The organism is Thermogemmatispora sp. (assembly GCF_042408735.1).
In the GTDB taxonomy this organism is placed as follows: Bacteria; Chloroflexota; Ktedonobacteria; order Ktedonobacterales; family Ktedonobacteraceae; genus Thermogemmatispora.
On record NZ_JBHOQV010000131.1, the window covers coordinates 18,364 to 36,421 of the forward strand.

At 62.5% G+C, this 18,058-nt stretch carries 11 protein-coding genes; 8 read left to right on the plus strand and 3 right to left on the minus strand.

What is annotated here, in order from left to right:
- The first annotated feature begins 21 nt into the window (after positions 1 to 21).
- Positions 22 to 1,482: an RtcB family protein gene (locus tag ACFMO7_RS13385; RefSeq protein WP_376795986.1), complete on the plus strand. Its 1,461-nt coding sequence runs from the start codon at positions 22 to 24 to the stop codon at positions 1,480 to 1,482.
- A 153-nt stretch (positions 1,483 to 1,635) separates the two neighbouring features.
- Here the strand turns inward: ACFMO7_RS13385 and ACFMO7_RS13390 are convergent, their stop codons facing one another.
- Positions 1,636 to 3,588 carry a DUF505 domain-containing protein gene (locus ACFMO7_RS13390; RefSeq protein WP_376795987.1) on the minus strand — a complete coding sequence of 651 codons (1,953 nt, stop codon included), beginning with the start codon at positions 3,586 to 3,588 and terminating at the stop codon, positions 1,636 to 1,638.
- A gap of 666 nt (positions 3,589 to 4,254) precedes the next feature.
- Here ACFMO7_RS13390 and ftsH point away from each other — a divergent pair.
- From ftsH to ACFMO7_RS13405, 3 genes are all read left to right on the plus strand, one after another.
- On the plus strand, positions 4,255 to 6,345 hold the full coding sequence (gene ftsH, locus ACFMO7_RS13395) for an ATP-dependent zinc metalloprotease FtsH (RefSeq protein WP_376795988.1): 2,091 nt from the start codon (positions 4,255 to 4,257) through the stop codon (positions 6,343 to 6,345).
- Between the two features lie 103 nt (positions 6,346 to 6,448).
- Positions 6,449 to 7,141: a metallophosphoesterase gene (locus tag ACFMO7_RS13400; protein WP_376795989.1), complete on the plus strand. Its 693-nt coding sequence runs from the start codon at positions 6,449 to 6,451 to the stop codon at positions 7,139 to 7,141.
- 215 nt (positions 7,142 to 7,356) lie between these two features.
- The gene (locus ACFMO7_RS13405) at positions 7,357 to 7,866 is read left to right on the plus strand and encodes an Hsp20/alpha crystallin family protein (protein ID WP_376795990.1); all 510 of its coding nucleotides are present in this window, start codon (positions 7,357 to 7,359) and stop codon (positions 7,864 to 7,866) included.
- A 142-nt stretch (positions 7,867 to 8,008) separates the two neighbouring features.
- Here the strand turns inward: ACFMO7_RS13405 and ACFMO7_RS13410 are convergent, their stop codons facing one another.
- Positions 8,009 to 9,487: a glycosyltransferase 87 family protein gene (locus ACFMO7_RS13410; protein ID WP_376795991.1), complete on the minus strand. Its 1,479-nt coding sequence runs from the start codon at positions 9,485 to 9,487 to the stop codon at positions 8,009 to 8,011.
- A 462-nt stretch (positions 9,488 to 9,949) separates the two neighbouring features.
- Here ACFMO7_RS13410 and ACFMO7_RS13415 point away from each other — a divergent pair, with 462 nt between their 5' ends.
- The 3 genes from ACFMO7_RS13415 (at position 9,950) to ACFMO7_RS13425 (ending at position 13,951) form a co-directional block, all read left to right on the plus strand.
- Positions 9,950 to 10,468, plus strand: a complete 519-nt coding sequence (locus ACFMO7_RS13415) for a redoxin domain-containing protein (protein ID WP_376795992.1) — start codon at positions 9,950 to 9,952, stop codon at positions 10,466 to 10,468.
- Between the two features lie 1,219 nt (positions 10,469 to 11,687).
- Positions 11,688 to 13,133: a nodulation protein NfeD gene (locus ACFMO7_RS13420; RefSeq protein ID WP_376795993.1), complete on the plus strand. Its 1,446-nt coding sequence runs from the start codon at positions 11,688 to 11,690 to the stop codon at positions 13,131 to 13,133.
- On the plus strand, positions 13,112 to 13,951 hold the full coding sequence (locus ACFMO7_RS13425) for a slipin family protein (protein ID WP_376795994.1): 840 nt from the start codon (positions 13,112 to 13,114) through the stop codon (positions 13,949 to 13,951). Before ACFMO7_RS13420 ends, ACFMO7_RS13425 begins: the two co-directional genes overlap by 22 nt.
- Positions 13,952 to 14,205: 254 nt before the next feature.
- Here ACFMO7_RS13425 and ACFMO7_RS13430 read toward each other — a convergent pair whose 3' ends face one another.
- Positions 14,206 to 14,865, minus strand: a complete 660-nt coding sequence (locus ACFMO7_RS13430; protein WP_376795995.1) for an orotate phosphoribosyltransferase — start codon at positions 14,863 to 14,865, stop codon at positions 14,206 to 14,208.
- A 1,187-nt stretch (positions 14,866 to 16,052) separates the two neighbouring features.
- Between ACFMO7_RS13430 and ACFMO7_RS13435 the strand changes: the two genes are divergently transcribed.
- A complete protein-coding gene (locus ACFMO7_RS13435; RefSeq protein ID WP_376795996.1) occupies positions 16,053 to 18,056 on the plus strand; it encodes an ABC-F family ATP-binding cassette domain-containing protein in 2,004 nt (667 codons plus the stop codon).
- Positions 18,057 to 18,058 lie beyond the last annotated feature (2 nt).

Consider the following 18,058-nt stretch of genomic DNA (forward strand, 5'->3'; position numbering starts at 1 on the left):
AAAAGCAAGGAGGGATTCACTATGAGCGATAGCGGGGAGAAGATTCCCCTTCAGCGTATTGATGCCTATCGCTGGCGCATTCCCCGGACCTATCGTCCGGAGATGCGTGTCCCGGGGATCGTCTACGCCGATGAGGTTCTCATCGAACAGATTCGTCAAGACAACTCGTTGCAGCAGGTAGCCAACGTGGCGACCCTACCTGGTATTGTCGGCCACTCGCTGGCCATGCCCGATATCCACTGGGGCTATGGGTTCCCAGTGGGAGGCGTCGCTGCAACCGATGTGGAAACAGGGGTGATCTCTCCGGGCGGCATCGGCTTCGATATCAACTGCGGTGTGCGTTTGCTCGCGACGGATCTGAGCTACCAGGAGGTCAGAGGGAAGGGTGACAGGCTTGCCGACGAACTGTTCCGCAGGCTGCCCTGTGGCGTGGGCGGCAAGGGCATGCGCAGTCTCAGCGAAGGCGAGCTGCGCGAGGTCATGGTGCGGGGCGCCGCCTGGGCCGTTGAGCAGGGCTACGGCTTCCCCGAGGACCTGGAGCTGATGGAGGAAAACGGCTGTCTGGCCGGGGCTAATCCTGGGGCGGTTTCAAAGACCGCTATCCAGCGGGGTGCAGGCCAGCTTGGCAGCCTGGGCTCCGGGAACCACTTCTGCGAGATTCAGGTAGTCGACCATGTCTATGATGAGCAGGCTGCCAGCGTGCTCGGCCTCTCCCAGGGACAAGTGGTAGCCACGCTGCATTGTGGTTCCAGAGGCTTTGGGCATCAGGTGGCCGAGGACTTCATCAGGATTGCGGAGTCAAGGATTGCGAAGGAGCATATTGCGATCGTCGATAGACAGCTCGCCTACCTGCCTCTCAGCTCTGACGATGCCAGGGCCTACTGGGGTGCTATGGCCGCTGCAGCAAACTTTGCCTGGGCGAACAGGCAACTCCTGATGCATGGGGTACGCCAGGCCTTTGCCTCCGTCTTTGGCCGCAAAGCTCATGCGAAGGAAATGCCGCTTATCTATGACGTGTGCCATAACATTGCCAAGATTGAAGAGTACCGCATTGATGGCGAGCTGCGGCGCGTCTGTGTTCATCGCAAAGGAGCAACCCGGGCTTTCCCGGCGGGTCACCCGGCGGTTCCCGAAAAGTATCGTGCTGTCGGTCAGCCGGTGTTGATCCCGGGCGACATGGGCCGCTACTCGTTCGTGCTGGTGGGCGCTCCCGGCTCGATGGAGCAGAGCTTTGGGACAACCTGCCACGGAGCTGGGCGCCTGCGCAGTCGAACAGCAGCCAAGAAGGCCATCGGCAGCAAGGAACTGCTGGCCCAGCTGGAGGCCAGGGGCGTCACGGTGCGCGTCCACAGCAAAGGACTGCTGGCCGAAGAGGCCCCGCTCGCCTATAAAGACGCCGAGCAGGTGGTGCGCGTCGTCCACAATGCCGGCCTGGCCCGACTTGTTGTCCGGCTGCGCCCTATAATCGTCGTCAAGGGATAGGGGGGATCAGCCTCTCTGACGCCCACCCAGCTAAGGGCAGCCGGAGAGAGGGGCACGTCGGATCAGCCTGGCTCTCTCTCTTCCGGCTGCCCTGCCAGGGGCAGGCTCCGGCCGCGGCCTGGCTCTGGCCGTTCTCCTTCGCCTCTCCAGCGCTCACGCGCGTTGCTGAAGCCTGCCGGCGGCTTCGAGGACCTCTAGCCCTGCCTCATTGAGGGTTACCTCGCCGATATAGCGGGCCATGCGCGCCACATGGCGCGTTGCAGCAAATTCCTGCGGTCCGAGGCCCGTGAGGCGCTCCACCTCCTTCCACTGTTCGGGCTGAAGGCGGACCTTGCGCTCCTTGACATAGAGCGTGCCGACCTGGCGCATGGCTTCCAGAAGGCGGACGATCCGCGGTGTCACAGGATGGGCCAGCTTCGTAGCCCCAGCTACTGCTCGTGCCAGCAGCCGGCCTGCCTCCGTCCGTACAATCTGACCATCGACCAGCCGCTCGATCAGTCCGTGGGCTTCCAGCTTATCCAGTGCCCAGGCCAACCGCTCTGCCTCCAGAGAGGCTTGATACTCCGAGGCAAATGGTCCCGGCTCTGTCTCGGGCAAGTTCACCAGCACCTCAGCTTCCAGCCGCGTCAACATTGGCTGCCGTGGGCAATGCTCTGCCAGCCACACGTAGAGCCGTCCCGCTCGCGTCACACCTCCGCCGCTTCCGACGAGGCCCTCCTCGCGCGCTCGCTCTACCCAGGAGGTCGCCAGCCCTGTCCAGCGTGTTAAGGCCATGCTCACGGCCTTGACCGCTGTCGAAGAGACAGCGTGTAGCTGCTCTTGCTGCTCTTCGACCACTCGCTGGCCGTAGGGCGTTAGTCGGTAGAGCGTTCGCTCCCCGGCGCGCTCGGTCTGGACCAGGGCCAGGGCCTCTAGACTGGCCACCAGTTCCTCCAGATCCCATACCGAATCGAACCACTCATCGCGGCTGCGCAGCTCCTCCAAGAGTTCCAGGGCACGCCGTTTCAAAGCTGATCGCTCTTCCAGGCGCCGGCCATAGCGTGCCACGATCTCTCGGTAGCGCTCGGCCAGTTGCTCCACCAGAGTCTTGCGCAGACGCTCCAGGTCGGGAGGAGGGCCGCCATTCTCCTGGCGGATGCTGAGCTGTTGCAGGGCCAGCAGGGCTTCAACTTCGGCCTCCGTCAGGGCAAAGGTACGTACTGCCACGGGGCGCTCGCTCTGCAGGAGTGCATAGGCCCGCAGAGCCGCCTCGCCGGCGGGCGTAAGCTGGCCGTCCGATCCTATGAAGCCGGATTCCTGAAGCTGCTCGCTTTGATCAGGAGTGAGCGCCTCGCCGCCGCGGTCAACCAGCAGCGCCAGCAGCTTGAGGGTCGGCTCATCCAGAACAATGGCTCTGGGTGCATATCCTCCTTTACGCAGGGCCTCATAGACAGCCTCGCCCAGCGCTGTCAGGGCATAAAAGCGTCCATCAGGCAGCGACCAGGTAATCAGCTCCATGGCCTCAAGCAGGTCGATGAAATCTCCCTCCAGTCCCGGAGCTGGGCGCCCGCTGTAGCCGGGTATCATGCGCTGGATGACGTTAGCCAGCTCCCCGTCGATCTCCAGGCGAGGCCGGTGGCGCCGCGCGAAATCCAACCAGGCCCGTCCGTGGCGATTCAGACGGAGCGTCATGCTTTTATGGAGCGGATCGCTTGCCTCCTCGGTCAGACCACGCGTCCGCAGCAGTTCCTCGCTTGCCGGACCGACTCGGCCACCGGCCTGCTCGGCAGCCTGGAGAGCCGCCAGAATATCTGAACCCAGAAAGCGCCAGCCCCGCTCACTGAAAGCATGCTCACCTGTCAGAAGGTGCTGTCCGCGTTCCTCCACTGTGAGCGCGCCCGCCTGCCAGTCGCGACGCATCTCCTCCAGCAGCTGGAGGGCCTCACGCCCCGCATACGTCAGGCGATAAGAACGTGGCGGCTCCAGCACTGCCAGTCCCTGCAGCTCCAGGGCACGGTAGATCAACGCCCGGCGATCATCCTCTGCCAGCTCGTAGGCTTCCCTCCCCGCCTCCTCGCTGCTCGCCAACTCTCGCAAGGCCGCCACATGGCTCCCAGTCAAGAGCATAAGAATCAACCTCCTTTCCGGCAGCCGTCTTTCTCTACCACATTAAGCACACGAGCTATCGATCGTCTCCATTGTCTCCATCGTCTCGCTGGCCACCGGCCAGCGACTACTGCCTCTTCCCATCCATCGTCCCTGGCTTCGCCCGAGCCTACGGCACGAGCCTACGCCGCGTCGGTCTCCCGGCGGGCAGACTGGCGCGCACGAGACGGGCTTTTCCAGTCTACGGCCTCCGCTTGTCTCAGTCAAGGTCATCATGGCTTTTTGAACCACAAAACATCTTATTATGAAGCATCCGGACCAAGAGCGTGCTTCTTTGCCACCCTTCTTCGCCTGATGAGTTAATTAAGACACTTGACAATGAGCGCCAGATTGTCTATAGATTCCCATGAGAGAGACAAGAACCGTCACCCAACTGCTCAACATCCAGGATTTCAGTTCTGAGCGCCTCAAACCAGGGGCACTCAGCCTCTTCGCCTGCTACGAGCGCCGCTCGCCGGCCTCCGCTCTTCATTCGTCCGTCCGTGTCTTCGATGTCAGTTTCTGCCTGAAAGCGGCAAGAGTGAGGGGAACTTTTTGTTTGCGTGTCAGGCAGGCTGGTTGCCTGAGCTGTGTTCCCAGCCAGGGAAGCAGACGGAGGAAAACCGTAGCCTGCCGGAGGAGGCCACGATGCTCGAACAAAGACAAAAGGCTGCCGCCAGCCGGCAGCCAGCACCCCAGCGTCCCGCCGGCAATCGCCCGCCCAGTCAGGGAGGAGCCAGCTCTGGAGAAGAGCAGCGGCCGGGACCGTCTTCGCAGCAGAATCAACCACAGCCCCGCCTGGGCTTCTGGCTGCGGCTCCTGCTGATCATGGTGCTCATCAACCTGGTCTTCTATGGTCCATTTTTCTTCAACCTGACAGGCTGGGGGCAGACCACCACCCTTGACCTGCCTTATAGCACCTTTGTGCAGCAGGTTGAGCGGGGCAACGTAGCCAGTGTGACCATCAAGAGCGACAATAGCGTTACCGGGACCCTCAAGTCGCCTATTGAGCAGCGGCAGCCAGGAGGTCAAACGGTCTCTGCTACCCACTTTTCGACCTATGTTCCAGCTCCCGGCGACCCGAACCTGCTGCCCCTGCTGGAGCAGAAGGGGGTCGAGGTACGGGCAGAACCCGTACAGCCGTCCTGGTGGCAAACAGCGCTTTCCTGGTTTATCAATCTGCTCCCGGTACTCCTGCTGCTCTACTTTGCGTTCATGAGCTGGCGGGGCATGCGTCAGCTTCAGGATATCCAGGGTGGGGGACTGTTTGGATTTGGACGCAGTCGGGCCAAGCTCTATACCGAAGAGCGGCCGACCACCACCTTCGCCGATGTGGCCGGTGTGGAAGAGGCCAAGGCCGAGCTGCGTGAGGTCATTGACTTTCTGCGCGACCCCCAGCGCTTCTTGCAGATCGGGGCCCATATCCCCAAAGGGGTCCTGCTCGTTGGTCCACCGGGCACGGGCAAAACCCTGCTAGCGCGCGCTGTGGCCGGCGAGGCCGGCGTTCCCTTCTTCAGCTGCAGCGCGACCGACTTTGTGGAACTCTTTGTCGGCGTCGGAGCGAGCCGCGTACGCGACCTATTCGCTCAGGCTCGTAAGCATTCCCCCTGCATCATCTTTATCGATGAAATCGACGCCATTGGACGCGCGCGCAGCGGGGCCGGTACCCTGGCGAGCAACGATGAGCGCGAGCACACGCTCGAGCAGCTCTTGGTTGAGATGGACGGTTTCGAGCCGCACGAGGCCATTGTTGTGCTGGCAGCCACCAACCGTCCAGAGGTGCTGGATCCGGCGCTCCTGCGCCCTGGCCGCTTTGACCGCCAGGTGGTGGTTGACCGCCCCGAACGGCGCGGGCGCGAGGCCATTCTGCGTATCCATACGCGCCAGGTGCCTCTGGCTCCCGATGTCAATCTGGAGGAACTGGCGCGCAGCACGCCGGGTTTCTCTGGGGCCGATCTGGCCAATCTGGTCAACGAGGCTGCTCTAGCCGCGGCTCGCAAGGGCAAGACCCAGGTTGACCGTCAGGACTTTCAGGAGGCGCTTGACAAGCTGCTGCTGGGGGGCAAGCGCGAGGCCCTGATGGATGAGCGCGAGCGGCGCACGGTGGCCTACCATGAGGCGGGCCATGCCCTGGTCGCCGCCGTCCTGCCGGATGTCGACCCACTTTACAAGGTCACCATCGTCCCGCGCGGGCGCGCCCTGGGCGTCACCCAGTTCTTGCCCGAGGACGATCGCCATAACTATCCACGTTCCTACCTGCTGCAGCGTCTGGCAGTAGCTTTGGGGGGCCGCACCGCTGAGGAGGTGGCCCTGGGCGAGGTCACCTCGGGGGCCGAGAACGACTTGAAAGAGGCCACTCGCCTCGCCCGCCGCATGGTTACAGAATGGGGCATGGGCGAGGGCACAGGTCTGGTGGCCTACGAACTGGAGCAGGGCGATGGCTACCTCGGCGCTCCTCTGGCAGGCGACCACCCGCGGCCCTACGCGGAGGCCACAGCCCAACGTGTTGATGCCGAGGTGGAGCGTATCATTGAGCAGGCCCACCAGCAGGCCCGGGCTGTTTTGATCGAGCACCGCGCCGCCCTTGATCGGTTGGCTGCGGCCCTGCTCCACGAGGAGGTCCTGGAACGCCAGCAGGTTCTCCAGATCATTCAAGAGGCCGCCGCTCAGGACCCCGCTGCCACTGTTGAGGTCGAGGCAGGCGGTCCACGTCCGAGTCTCCCCCCGCTCGTAGAATAGGGGGACCAGGAGGGGGGAGCCCCATCCAGAGCAGCGGCTGTCCTCCGACAGGCTCCCCCTGGCGTTCGCTGATCGTTGTTGGTGAAAGGGAGGTGCATGATCGATGCGGAAGCACGTGAACGCTATTCTGGCAACGGCTGAACCATCGGGTCAACTGGAAGCATTAGAGCGCTTGATGCGTCAGGCCCAGGAGCTGGACGTTCAGGCGGTGGCTGTGCTGGGCAACCTGGCGGCGCGGAGCCTTAGCCCGCGCGACTACGGACGCTTCTTCTCGCTGCTTGCCCAAACCCGCCTGCCTACTTTCTACGTGCCAGGCCCAGACGATGGGCCGCTGGCCCTCTACCTGCAGGAGGCGGCCCAGATCGAGGTGATCTATCCCTACCTGCATGGGATTCATGGTACCTTCGCCCTGGCCCCTGGCTACCTCGTCTTCACTGGCATGGGTGGCACAATCACCGATGATCCTCAGCAGGCACGCGAGGAGGAGGAGACGCTGCGCTATCCGGCCTGGGAAGTGGCCTATCGCCTGAAGTTCCTCGCCGAGCTGAAAGACTACGAGAAGGTCTTTCTGTTCTATACACCACCCTATCACAAAGGCTTCCATGAAGCCGGCAGCCCAACCCTGGCCGAACTCATCAAAAGCTATAACCCTCGTTTGGTTCTGGTCAGCGGCCCCGAGCGCAAGCGTGAATTGCTCGGCACCTCTGCCATTGTCGCCCCTGGCTCGCTCGCCAAAGGCGAATACAGCATCATCGATTTACAGCATCAGACGGTAGAAGAAAGAAAGTTAGAATAAACATACAATTTGAATACTGGAATAGAAAAAGAGATCGAAGCTATCACCGATCCCGTCTGCCCCGTTTGGACCCGGTTGGGCGTCTTTCCCGGGGGAGGGTGAGCAGCCATCTCGCTCGTGCTCTTGCTGTCCCTGGCCCTGCCAGGAGCGGAACAGATGGCCGAAGGGCGACCACGACACAGAACAGAATAACAGAATAGAGGAGCAGTCGATTGATGGAAACCACCAGAAAGGAGGCCACAAGCATGGCGCTAACGCGCGGCTTCGATCCTTTCGCCGAGATGCTCAGCCTGCGCGATGCCATGAATCGCCTGCTAGAGCAGAGCTTTGTGAGGCCAGGCTCCTCTCTCTTCGGGGCTGGACCGCGCATGATCCCGCTGGACGTTCTGGAAACCGAGCAGGGCTATCGCCTCGTCGCCCTGTTGCCAGGCGTCAAGCCGGAGGACATCGAGCTGCTTGCTCACGAGCACAGCCTAACCATCAAAGCCAGGTACCACGGCAGCGAGGAGGGCGAGAGCCAGCAGGGAACCTGGCTGCTGCGCGAAATCGGTAGCGGCACGGTTGAGCGCACCCTGACCTTCGAGCGTCCCATCGAGGCCAGCAAGATCGAGGCGCGCTACGAGAACGGGCGCCTGACAATCTCGGTTCCGCTTAGCGAGGGCAGTCGCCCGCGCCGTATCAGCGTCCGAACAGCCACGCCGGTCTCCGCGGGAGCCACTCCTTAAGTGAAGTGCCTGACTCCCTGATCCGGAGGCTCATCCTCTAACGAGCGAGACGGGCGAAGCACCCACCCGCTAAGCGAGCGAAGGAGAAGCAGAGGAGAGCAAAGAACCGGGAGCGACAGACCGTGAGGCGGCAACCGCCTGCTCAACGGTCCTCCTCTGCTTCCCTGCTGAGGGTTATCTCCGCTGCCGGCGGCTCGCAGCGCCGACGCAGATCCACCAGGTTGAAGAGATAGCCGACCGTCAGCAAGAGAAAGAGCACGTTGCGCAGCTCGACCAGCGGCACGAAGCCTGGCACGCGCCAGACCTGCGTGGCGTCCTGAACGCGGGTATAGAGAAAAGGATAAATGAGAGACGTCTGCAAGGCGATGAGTCCGAACCCCAGCAGCCACCGGCGCTGGGTCGCCGTCAGATAAGCCACCAGCGGCATCAGCCACATCAGATACTGCGGGCTGAAAACCTTGCCCGTGGCCACAAAGACCAACAAGGCCGCGAGAGCCGCCTCAGCGAAAGCCAGCCGCCCACGCGCACTTTGCCAGAGCACCAGCCCATAGCCGGCCAGCAGCGCTAGCGTGCTACCGAGAGAGACGGCGGGCACCAGCGAGCTGAGAAGGTTGATTGATCCATAGGTGTAGACCACGCGCACCGACTGCCCAGCCAGGGCCGCCAGCCAGACGACCAGCGAGCCGCTCGACTCAATCTGCACCGGGCGCTGGGCAAAATAAGCAAGCTGGCTGGCTACGGCCCCCTGGAAGTCGAGGCAGGCAAAGACTGCCGTAATTCCCCCTACCAGCGCGAGGCAGAGCAGCAGATTGCCCCAGCGCCAGCGCCACAGGCAAGAGAGCCTCCCCCCCAGCCCACGCCGAAGCGCGCCCCGCAGGACCGTCCCCTGCTCAACCTCCGAAGCGGCGCAGCCGGAGCGCGCCAGCCAGGCCTGCTGCTCTGCGAAAAAGAGCGGTGGCAGCAGCAGAAGCGGGTAGATCTTCAGCAGGATAGCGAAAGCCAGCGAGCAATAGGCCAGTCTCCAGCGCTGGCGCTCCGCCGCCAGTACGCAGATCAGAGTGAGCGCCGCGGGGACAAGATCGAAGCGTAAGAGGGCCAGCCCCCACTCGCCAAGGAACAAATAGAGCGTAAAAGCGAGCGCCGCTCCACGCGGTCCCCAGCGCAGCAAAAGCCAGTAGATCAACAGAGCAGCCAGGGCCATCAGGAGCGCGAAGAGCAGAGGATAGTAGGGCGAAGGTACGAGTAGACCAGGAGTAAAGATCGCAAGTGTCAGCGGGGGGTACTCGATGGGCAAGGCATGCAAAGGCTGCAGGTGTTCCTGTGCGGGCAAAAACGAGCAATCGATTTGGGGAGCCAGCGCATGAGCCTGACCACCGAACCAGAAGGCCAGTGCATAGCACTCATAGCGTGTCACATCAGAAGTTGACCAGACCATCTGCCAGGAGGAAAGCGCCAGCATCACCAGCAGAGCCAGCACCAGAGGCAGAAAGGAGAGTGCTCCCCCGCTGGGATCAACCAGACGCTCTAGCCCGCGCCTGGCTCCTTGTGCCCCCGAAACGAGCAGGGAGCCAGCGGTAAATGATCGAAGCAGTCCTCCTGAACTGCCGCGCGCATTTGACATACCTTCCTCACCAGGGCTACAATTCGGAACAGCGTAAGAAAGATAAGAAAGGAAGCGTCTGGCTGGGTGGCCTGCTTCCTGGCGTCGTGAGCGATGCACTGCCTGATCCTCCTCGAGCAGAGGAGCCAGCCAGGCGGAGCAGCAGGCGCTCGCGCTCCTGTCGCGCTGGCCCCGGCAGCCAGATGAACATGCCACAGCCCAGATCCTGAGGCATCTGAGCTTGCTGTCATCGGGCGCCCAGGCTCTGCCCCCAGTCGGCTGCGCTGAGCAGGCCTGGCGGGAGAAGAGCAGCCTCATAGGGAAAGGCAGCTCGCCCAAAGGATAGAGCACTGGCTCTGCTCTGTCAAGCGGGCAGGGCCGCCACCACATGGCGACTCAACCCGATCGCCGTCTCGGCCCTACTTCGATCAGAAGCTCAACCATCAATCGAATACTGCTTTGCAAGAGGAGGACCCGATACTCATGGCTGAGTCCGCCCGTTCCTACACCAAGACCCTCAAGATCGGCGACGTTGCGCCCGATTTCACCCTCAAGAGCCATGTCCGCGAGGATTGGCATCTTGCCGACTTCCGCGGTAAGAAGAACATCGTATTGGCTTTTGTCCCCTTTGCCTTTAGCCGCGTCTGCTCAGCCCAACTTCCTTCCTACGAGCGCGAGCTTGAGCGCTTTCGCTGCGCCGACACCGAGGTGGTGGCCATCAGCATGGACAGCGTCTATGCCCTGGACGCCTGGTCGCAGGCGATGCGCACCTCTTTCCCGCTGCTCTCCGACTTCTATCCCCAGGGGGCCGTGGTGGACCTCTATGGCGTGCGTCATCCAGCCGGCATGTCGGAGCGTGCCGTCATCGTGATCGACAAAGAGGGCATCATTCGCCACATTGAGGTCACCGCCACTCCCTCCGACCTGCCCGATAATCAGAAGCTCTTCGAGGTCTTGTCTGCCCTCCGGAACAAGGACAGCCAGGCAGCCAGCCAGTCCTAGGCCGGCCTCGACGTGGAACCAGAGGCCGTAGCGGCGCGCGACGGTGGCGAGACGAGTCAGTGAGTGGATCGATGAGACCAGCAACGATGATGCCGGTGCTGGCGGCCAGTCAGCAGTGGTGTTTCCCGCGCCTGGATCTTTTCGGTGAATGGGGAGGGGAAAGCCGGTGGAAGCCGAGCTGAACCGGCGCTGGCAAGCGGGGCGGGCATGACGGCCTGACTGTTCAGTCCGGGCAGCGTGGCGGCTGGCGAGAGGGAGGTATGGGCGGCCTCCGAGGCGAGCAGGAGGGGATCAAGGCCGCAGGGGGCCTGGGCATCATTGCCCAGGCCCAGGCTGCCACCGCTCAGAAGAGGGCCTCCCCTTGATCGAAGCAGTGTCCGACAGCCACTCAAACGGCTCGGCCGCTGGCAGCGGCACCGGGCGCAAACCGTCGCCCAGACGACGGCCAAACGGCTGCTGCCCTGAACTCCCGCCGAGGCGGGAGCACATCCGTCCCTGGGCGGGTCCTGCTGCGTGTGGATGTGGCAGCGCGGCGTCAGCTCACCGCCGCCTGTCCTGTCCGTCCTGTGGCCTCTAACCAGGAATACGCCGACATCAATAGGGGCACAAACCCTCGGAACCGCTTTGCTGCCTCTCGGGGCAGTGGGCTGCTGCCACCCAGCCCTGACGTCAGAGCCAATGAGGCTGCGGGCAAGCCTCTCACGGGAGCTGGAGACAGGTGATCACGCGGTCGGCCAGCCAGCTAATCAGTCAGTCTCTCCCGCTTGAGATCCCGACTTTCAGACTGGCTGGCCGACCCTGTCTGTCTGCCCGCCCGCCGCTTTCTCACCTCCCTGTCCGCCCCCTCCCGCAGCTAAACCAGGCGAAGCCAGCACATTGACGCGCCGAGGAATTTGCGCTATCATCTCGTATAGCAATAAGCAATACCCCGAACCAGCTCGAGGCGAGCACGACAGAAGCGGGCCAGCCTCGATCAGAAGAAGGGAGAAGGAAAAGAGGGCAGAGCAGAGCTGAACGAGAGTGATGACCGGCGCGTTTCACCCCAGGCCAGGCTGGCCGGGCTGGAGGCCCGTTGCTGGATGGAGAAGGCTGGGAGCCGGAAGGAGCAAGGCAGACAGGCACATACTTCATCTGCGGTCAAGTCAACAGCAAGCAAGCAAACAAACAGCACAAGGTGGCGGTCTCTGGCTGCCGCCTCCCATCACAAAGGACAGAAGCTATGGACATGCGCCACCATCGACGAGTGCCAAACGGCGTGCGGGCCTTGACGCTCGGGGTTATCCCCGTGATTATGGCTTTGCTGGCCTGGGCGGGAATTGGCCACCTGGGCGCGCAGCCCGCCTGGGCTGCCTCCCCGCATGTCGACGTAGCCAACCTCAACAGCGACATCAACCCGGGCACAGCGCGCTTCCTCCAGCAGGCCATAGCCACTGCGGCCAGCGACGGGGCAGAGGCCCTTGTGATCGTCATCGACACGCCTGGCGGTGACCTGGATTCCATGAAGCAGATCACCCAGGCCGAGCTGGCCAGTGCTGTCCCCATCATCACCTACGTCTACCCGCCTGGCGCCCGCGCCGCCTCGGCCGGGGCCTTTGTCGCTCTCTCAGCGCCGATCGCCGCTATGGCGCCGACCACGCGCATCGGAGCCGCTAGCCCCGTGAGCAGCACTGGCAGCAATCTCGACTCGACCCTCCTCAAAAAGATCGAGAATGACCTTGTTGCACAAATCACTGGCACTCAGAACCGCTACGGGCGCAACGCCGCTTTGGCCGCCAGGATGGTCACAGATGCCGCTTCCTACGATGATCAGACTGCCCTGCGCGAGCACATTGTCGACCTGGGAGCCCGCTCGCTCTCTGAATTACTTCAGCGTGTCGACGGGCGCAGCGTCGTTCTCTCCTCCGGTCACAGCCTGGTCCTGCATACTGCCGGAGCGGCCCTCACCACCCTCACCCCCGGCCTCTTTGAGGCCCTCTATAGCTTTCTCCTCGACCCCAACGTCGTTTTTCTCCTCTTTATCGTGGCTCTGATCGGCATCTACCTGGAGATTTCCCACCCCGGGGCCATTGTGCCGGGCGTTGTCGGCGGCATCGCCCTGCTGCTCTTCCTGCTGGGGGCGGGTTCACTCTCTCCCAACTGGACCGGTCTGCTGCTCATGGGCCTGGCCCTGGTTTTACTGGTGCTGGACGTCCGCCTGCCTTCGCACGGCGTATTGACGGTGGGAGCGGTGATCTCCCTGGTAGTTGGCTCCCTGCTCTTCTTCAACAGCAATCAGGCGGAACATGGTCCAGGTGTCAACCCCTGGATCGTCTATCTCATGGCAGCGGTCGTCGGTCTGCTCAGCCTGGCCCTGGTGAGTATAGTCGTGCGCGCCCAGCGCCAGCGCCGCCCCTCCGGGACCGAAGGCATGATCGGGGCCCGGGCCATCACTCTGACACCGCTGACCCCAAGCGGCAGAGTCAATTACTGTGGCGAAAACTGGGCGGCTAGTCTGGTTGAACCCTATACAGCCCTCGATGAGGGCTGCGAAGTCATCATTGTGGCCATCGAGGGCCTCCGCCTCTATGTCCGGCCTGACCAATCGTCGGGAGGTGGAGCCGATGGCACACCAACAGTCCCACCCTCAGCAAAGGAGGATTCCCAATGGGAGAGCCTGTCGCTATAAGCGCCATCGTTGTTATTGCCCTAATCGTGGTGCTCATTCTGCTTTCTGGACTGCGCGTCATCCAGCAGTATGAGCGCGGCGTCCTCTTCGTCCTGGGTAACCTGCGCGGCACGCGCGGCCCTGGTCTGTGCTGGATCCCCCCAGTGATCGCGCGCCTCCTCAGAGTCGACCTGCGCATCGTGACCCTGACCGTGCCACCGCAGGAGGTCATCACCCGCGATAACGTCACCGTCAAAGTGACCGCCGTCATCTACTTCTACGTGGTCAACCCCGAGGCCGCCGTCGTTAACGTCATGAACTACCTGCAGGCCACCACGCAGATCGGTCAGACCACCCTGCGCAACGTCCTGGGTCAGTCAGAGCTAGATGAGCTGCTCGCTCAGCGTAACAAGATCAATCGTGAACTGCAGGCCATCATCGATGAATTCACGGAGCGTTGGGGCGTCAAAGTGACGGCGGTAGAGATCAAAGACGTCGAGCTGCCGGCCACCATGCAGCGCGCCATGGCCAAGCAGGCGGAAGCGGAACGCGAGAAGCGCGCCAAGATCATTCACGCCGAAGGCGAGCTACAGGCCGCCACGCAACTCTCCCAGGCGGCCAACATCATCGCCTCCGAGCCTGGCGCCCTGCAGCTACGTTACCTGCAGACGCTCACCGAGATCGCTGTAGAGAAGAACTCAACCATCATCTTCCCGCTGCCGCTAGATCTGATTGAGCCGCTGCTCAAGACCCTGCACGCTGCTCGCGAGAGCCGGACCGCTCCCACGCCCCAGGATGGGCCGCGACCCACGCCCACGGCTCCTTATCCCCAAAGCTGAACGGGCGGGGCACAGTGGGGCGCCGACTCAACGGTCCGCCTGCCAGCCCTGGTGGGCGGACAACCGGTCGCTGAAACAGAGAAGAGGCCACGGCCTGCACAGCCAATGTGAGCCTCTGGCCTCTTCTGTCCCTTTCGCCTTGCCGCTTTTGCCTCATCTTATGACGAGTGCACCTGGCTCGGGCCGGTCGGGCCGAACCGGATCCCATCACGTCGCGGCCCGCCCTGCCTGGCGACCAGCCAGCCCTCTAGCCGCTATGGTTGCCGCAGCTCTGCTCGCTTGCTCTGGAGGTACTCCGAACACACGCGGTAGGTCTCTTCCGAGATCAGGCCCCGCGACATATAGTGATTGAGCATCACATCGAGCTTGAGGATGCTGATCAGATTATAGCCGTGCTGACGAAGGCGCTCCGTGGCCCCGTGCTCGCGGTCGATCAGAACAATGACGTCCTTGACCTTGAGGCCGTGCTCTTCAAGCAGGGCTGCTGTCTCCAACACGCTGCCTCCGCGCGTGATCAGATCGTCGATGATCAGAGCCGTATCTCCCGGCGTGTAGCGACCCTCGATGCCTCGCTGGCCAGTCCCCTCGGGTCGGATACGCGCATAAATCAGCGGCGTGTTCGTCTCCAACGAATAGGCCGTAGCCAGAAGCAAGCCACCAACCGGCACGCCGGCCACGACGTTGAACGGATGAACGCGCGGACGCCGCAGCGACTGGGCGAGACTGATCTCTTGCTGCATGAGCTTGCTGGCCACGCGCAAAGCCAGGGGATTGCTGATGAGCACCTTGGGGTTAACGAACACAGGGGAACTCACCGCTGACTCGCTGACGGTGAAGTTCCCGAACTGGACTCCGTTCAGATCGAACAGGGCCTGGGCTAGCCAGAGGTTGTCAAGAGACTGCTCTTTGACCACGTGACGACATCCTTCCTTGCGACGAAGAGTTGGGTGGTAGGAGGATAAGATAGGCCTCTCGCTTGAGCACAGTATACCATACCCCTGGAACAAGAAGGCAGGGGAGCGACCTGGCAACCAGAGAAAGGAGGCCGCCCCATCGCCTGCCTCTTCCTCTCCCTCACAATGAAAAAACTGTCATCGAAACGGGGTCTTTTGGCCCACACAGACCCCAATATATGAACAGATATTCATGGAACTGCACGAGTAATTCATGCAGAGTTCATGGTTGCAGGCTATACTTTCTGACGTAGATGGTTGCCCGTGCCTTATACAAGCAAATGCATCTTTGGATACGATGGGTAAGTGGTGAGGGAGGCCGAGATGGACCAGGAGAGGAGAAGGAAGGGGGTGGAGGCAGGTCGTTACGGGGGAGGCAGGGTGGTAGGGAGGTCGAGGGGGACGGCAGGACCAGGGTGGCAAAGGTGGATAGGGTGGTCTGGCTGTATAAGGCGAAAAAGCTGCCGATGTGGGGTGGAAGCGAGGATCTGAGGGAGGAACATGGGGAGGAGGACGGAGGGAGGAGTTGAAAGATAGGCCGAGGACAGGTGGCATCGCTCACTAACGGGCAATCTTCTCTCCCATAGGCGGCTGGCTGCAGCCTCTCTGCCTGATCCTCTGCGCGTTAGCTAGCGGAGGCTGGCAGACGCTCGGTCAGCCGCTCTCTCTTGCAGGCAGGATCGTCAGAGAGCCTCTCTGGCTACCGTCTTACCCTCTTGTGGCAAGCGATCGCTCCTTTCCCCCCACTGACTCATACTCACTCACCGGCCTGGCGAGCCTGCCTGGGGCGAGGGAAAGGGCTGCAAGCGCTTGCAACCGGCTAGCTTTTATGGTACCCTGTCTCTGCCTGCCGATCTGGAAGACGGAATAGCGCGTCTCGGGGGAGCTGTAGCCCGTTGGGCCTGCCGAAGGCAACGTCCGTTCTCTCCGGCAGGATCGTACCGCCAGCCTCCATATCCCAATAGAGCAGACCGGACCAGCCAGCCAGACAGACAGAATAGCTGATCTTGCTCCTCCCCGCCGGGCGGCTGCCCCTTTCCACGGTGGAGGCAGCCCAGGCTCGGCTGGCTTACAGTGGTCACCGGTACGCACTCACGCATGCACTCACGCTCACGCACTCAGTCAGATAGAAGCGACTGCACTGCCCTATGCCGCTGATTAGCGTCAATAGTCTCGGGAAAGTCTTCGGCGCAGAGCGCCTCTTTGCCGGAGTCTCTTTTCAGATCAACGAGCGCGATCGCATTGGACTGGTCGGTCCCAACGGGGCCGGGAAGTCAACCCTGCTTAAGCTCCTGGCTGGCTGCCAGGAGCCCGATGAGGGTACTATCCTGCTCGCTCGCGGAACTCGCGTCGGCTATCTCTCCCAGACGCTGGACCTGCAGCCAGAACGCACCCTACGCGAGGAGCTGCTGGCCGTCTTCGACTATCTGCGCTCCTGGGAACAGGAGCTGCAGGAGCTGGCTGTCGCCATTGCGGCTGCCAGTGAGCGTGGGGAGGCCCGTGAGCGCGAACGGCTGCTCCAGCGCTACGCGGACCTCCAGCTGCGCTTCGAGCACGCCGGTGGCTATACCTACGAGCAGCGTGTGCAGCAGGTGCTGGATGGCCTGGGCTTCAGTCGCGAGCTGCAGGATCTGCCCATTGCTCAGCTCAGCGGCGGCCAGCAGCGACGCGCGGCCCTGGCCCGGCTCCTGCTTCAGGAGCCAGACCTGCTCCTGCTCGACGAGCCGACCAACCATCTTGATCTGGAGGCTCTCGAATGGCTGGAGAGCTATCTACAGGAGTGGAAAGGGGCCCTGGTGGTCGTCGAGCACGATCGGTACTTCCTCGATAAGGTGGTCACTCGCATTCTGGAACTGGCTTTCGGGCGCCTCGAGGAGTACCCTGGCAACTATAGCAAGTATCTTCAGCTACGTGCCGAGCGCTTTCAACGCCGCTTGCAGGAGTATGAAGAGCAGCAGGAGTTCATTCTGCGGACTGAGGAGTTTATCCGCCGCTATAAGGCTGGCCAGCGCAGCCGTCAGGCACGAGGGCGTGAGAAGCTCCTCAGCCGACTGGAGCGTCTCGATCGCCCCCAAGACTTCCAGGAGCTGCGTTTCGAGCTGAAGCCAGCCCAGGACAGTGGGCGGACGGTCCTCTCTACGCGCGGGCTGGTAGTTGGGTATCGCCAGCCAGGCCGCGATCCTCGTGTGCTGCTGCAGGTGCCCGATCTGGAGATCATCCGCGGCGAGCGCATCGGCCTGCTCGGTCCGAACGGGGCCGGCAAGACCTCGCTGCTGCGTACCCTTATTGGCCAGGTACCGCCGCTACAGGGCAAAGTCCTTCTCGGCCACAACGTCCACATTGGCTACTACTCCCAGACCCATGAGGACCTGGATCCCCAGCGGACGGTTCTGGATGAGATCCGTGAGGTGGCGGCCTTGAGCGAGGAAAGCGCGCGTGCTTTACTGGCCCGCTTCCTGTTCGAGGGCGACGATGTCTTCAAGCCTGTCGGCAGCCTCAGCGGAGGAGAACGCAGCCGGGTGGTGCTGGCGAAACTAACCCTGCAGGGACCGAACTTTCTGGTGCTTGACGAGCCGACCAATCATCTTGATCTTCCGTCTCGTCAGTTTCTGGAGGAGATCCTGGCCACCTTCAGTGGTACCCTGCTCTTTGTCTCGCATGATCGTTACTTTATCGATCGGCTGGCCAGCAGGGTCTGGGTAGTCGCTGAGGGGAAGTTGCTCTCCTATGAGGGCAATTATAGCGATTATCGCGCTCAGCTTCAGCGCGAGCCAGGGCGGGCCGCAGGTCTGGGGCCCAAGAGGGCCGGCGAACATGTCGCTTCGGAAACACCGAGTCCAGGAGCGGCCAGCACGGAGACCGGGGCGAACCACGACGGACGGCGCCCTGGACGGGAGCGGCGCAACCGTCGGGGTGGGCAGCCGCGTTCACGCAGCCTGGCAGAGGTTGAGCAGGAGGTCGAGGAGCGTGAGCAGCAGGTCCGCCAGCTCGAGGAGGCTCTCAATGCGGCAGCCAGCGGGGGAGATCTGGCAGCACTTCAGCGACTGACCGCTGACTATGAGGCGGCTAAAGTGGAGCTGGAGCAGCTGCTGACCGAGTGGGAACGGCTGGCGGCTGCCGAGACCACGGATCAGGCCGGCACCCCCAGCTAGCT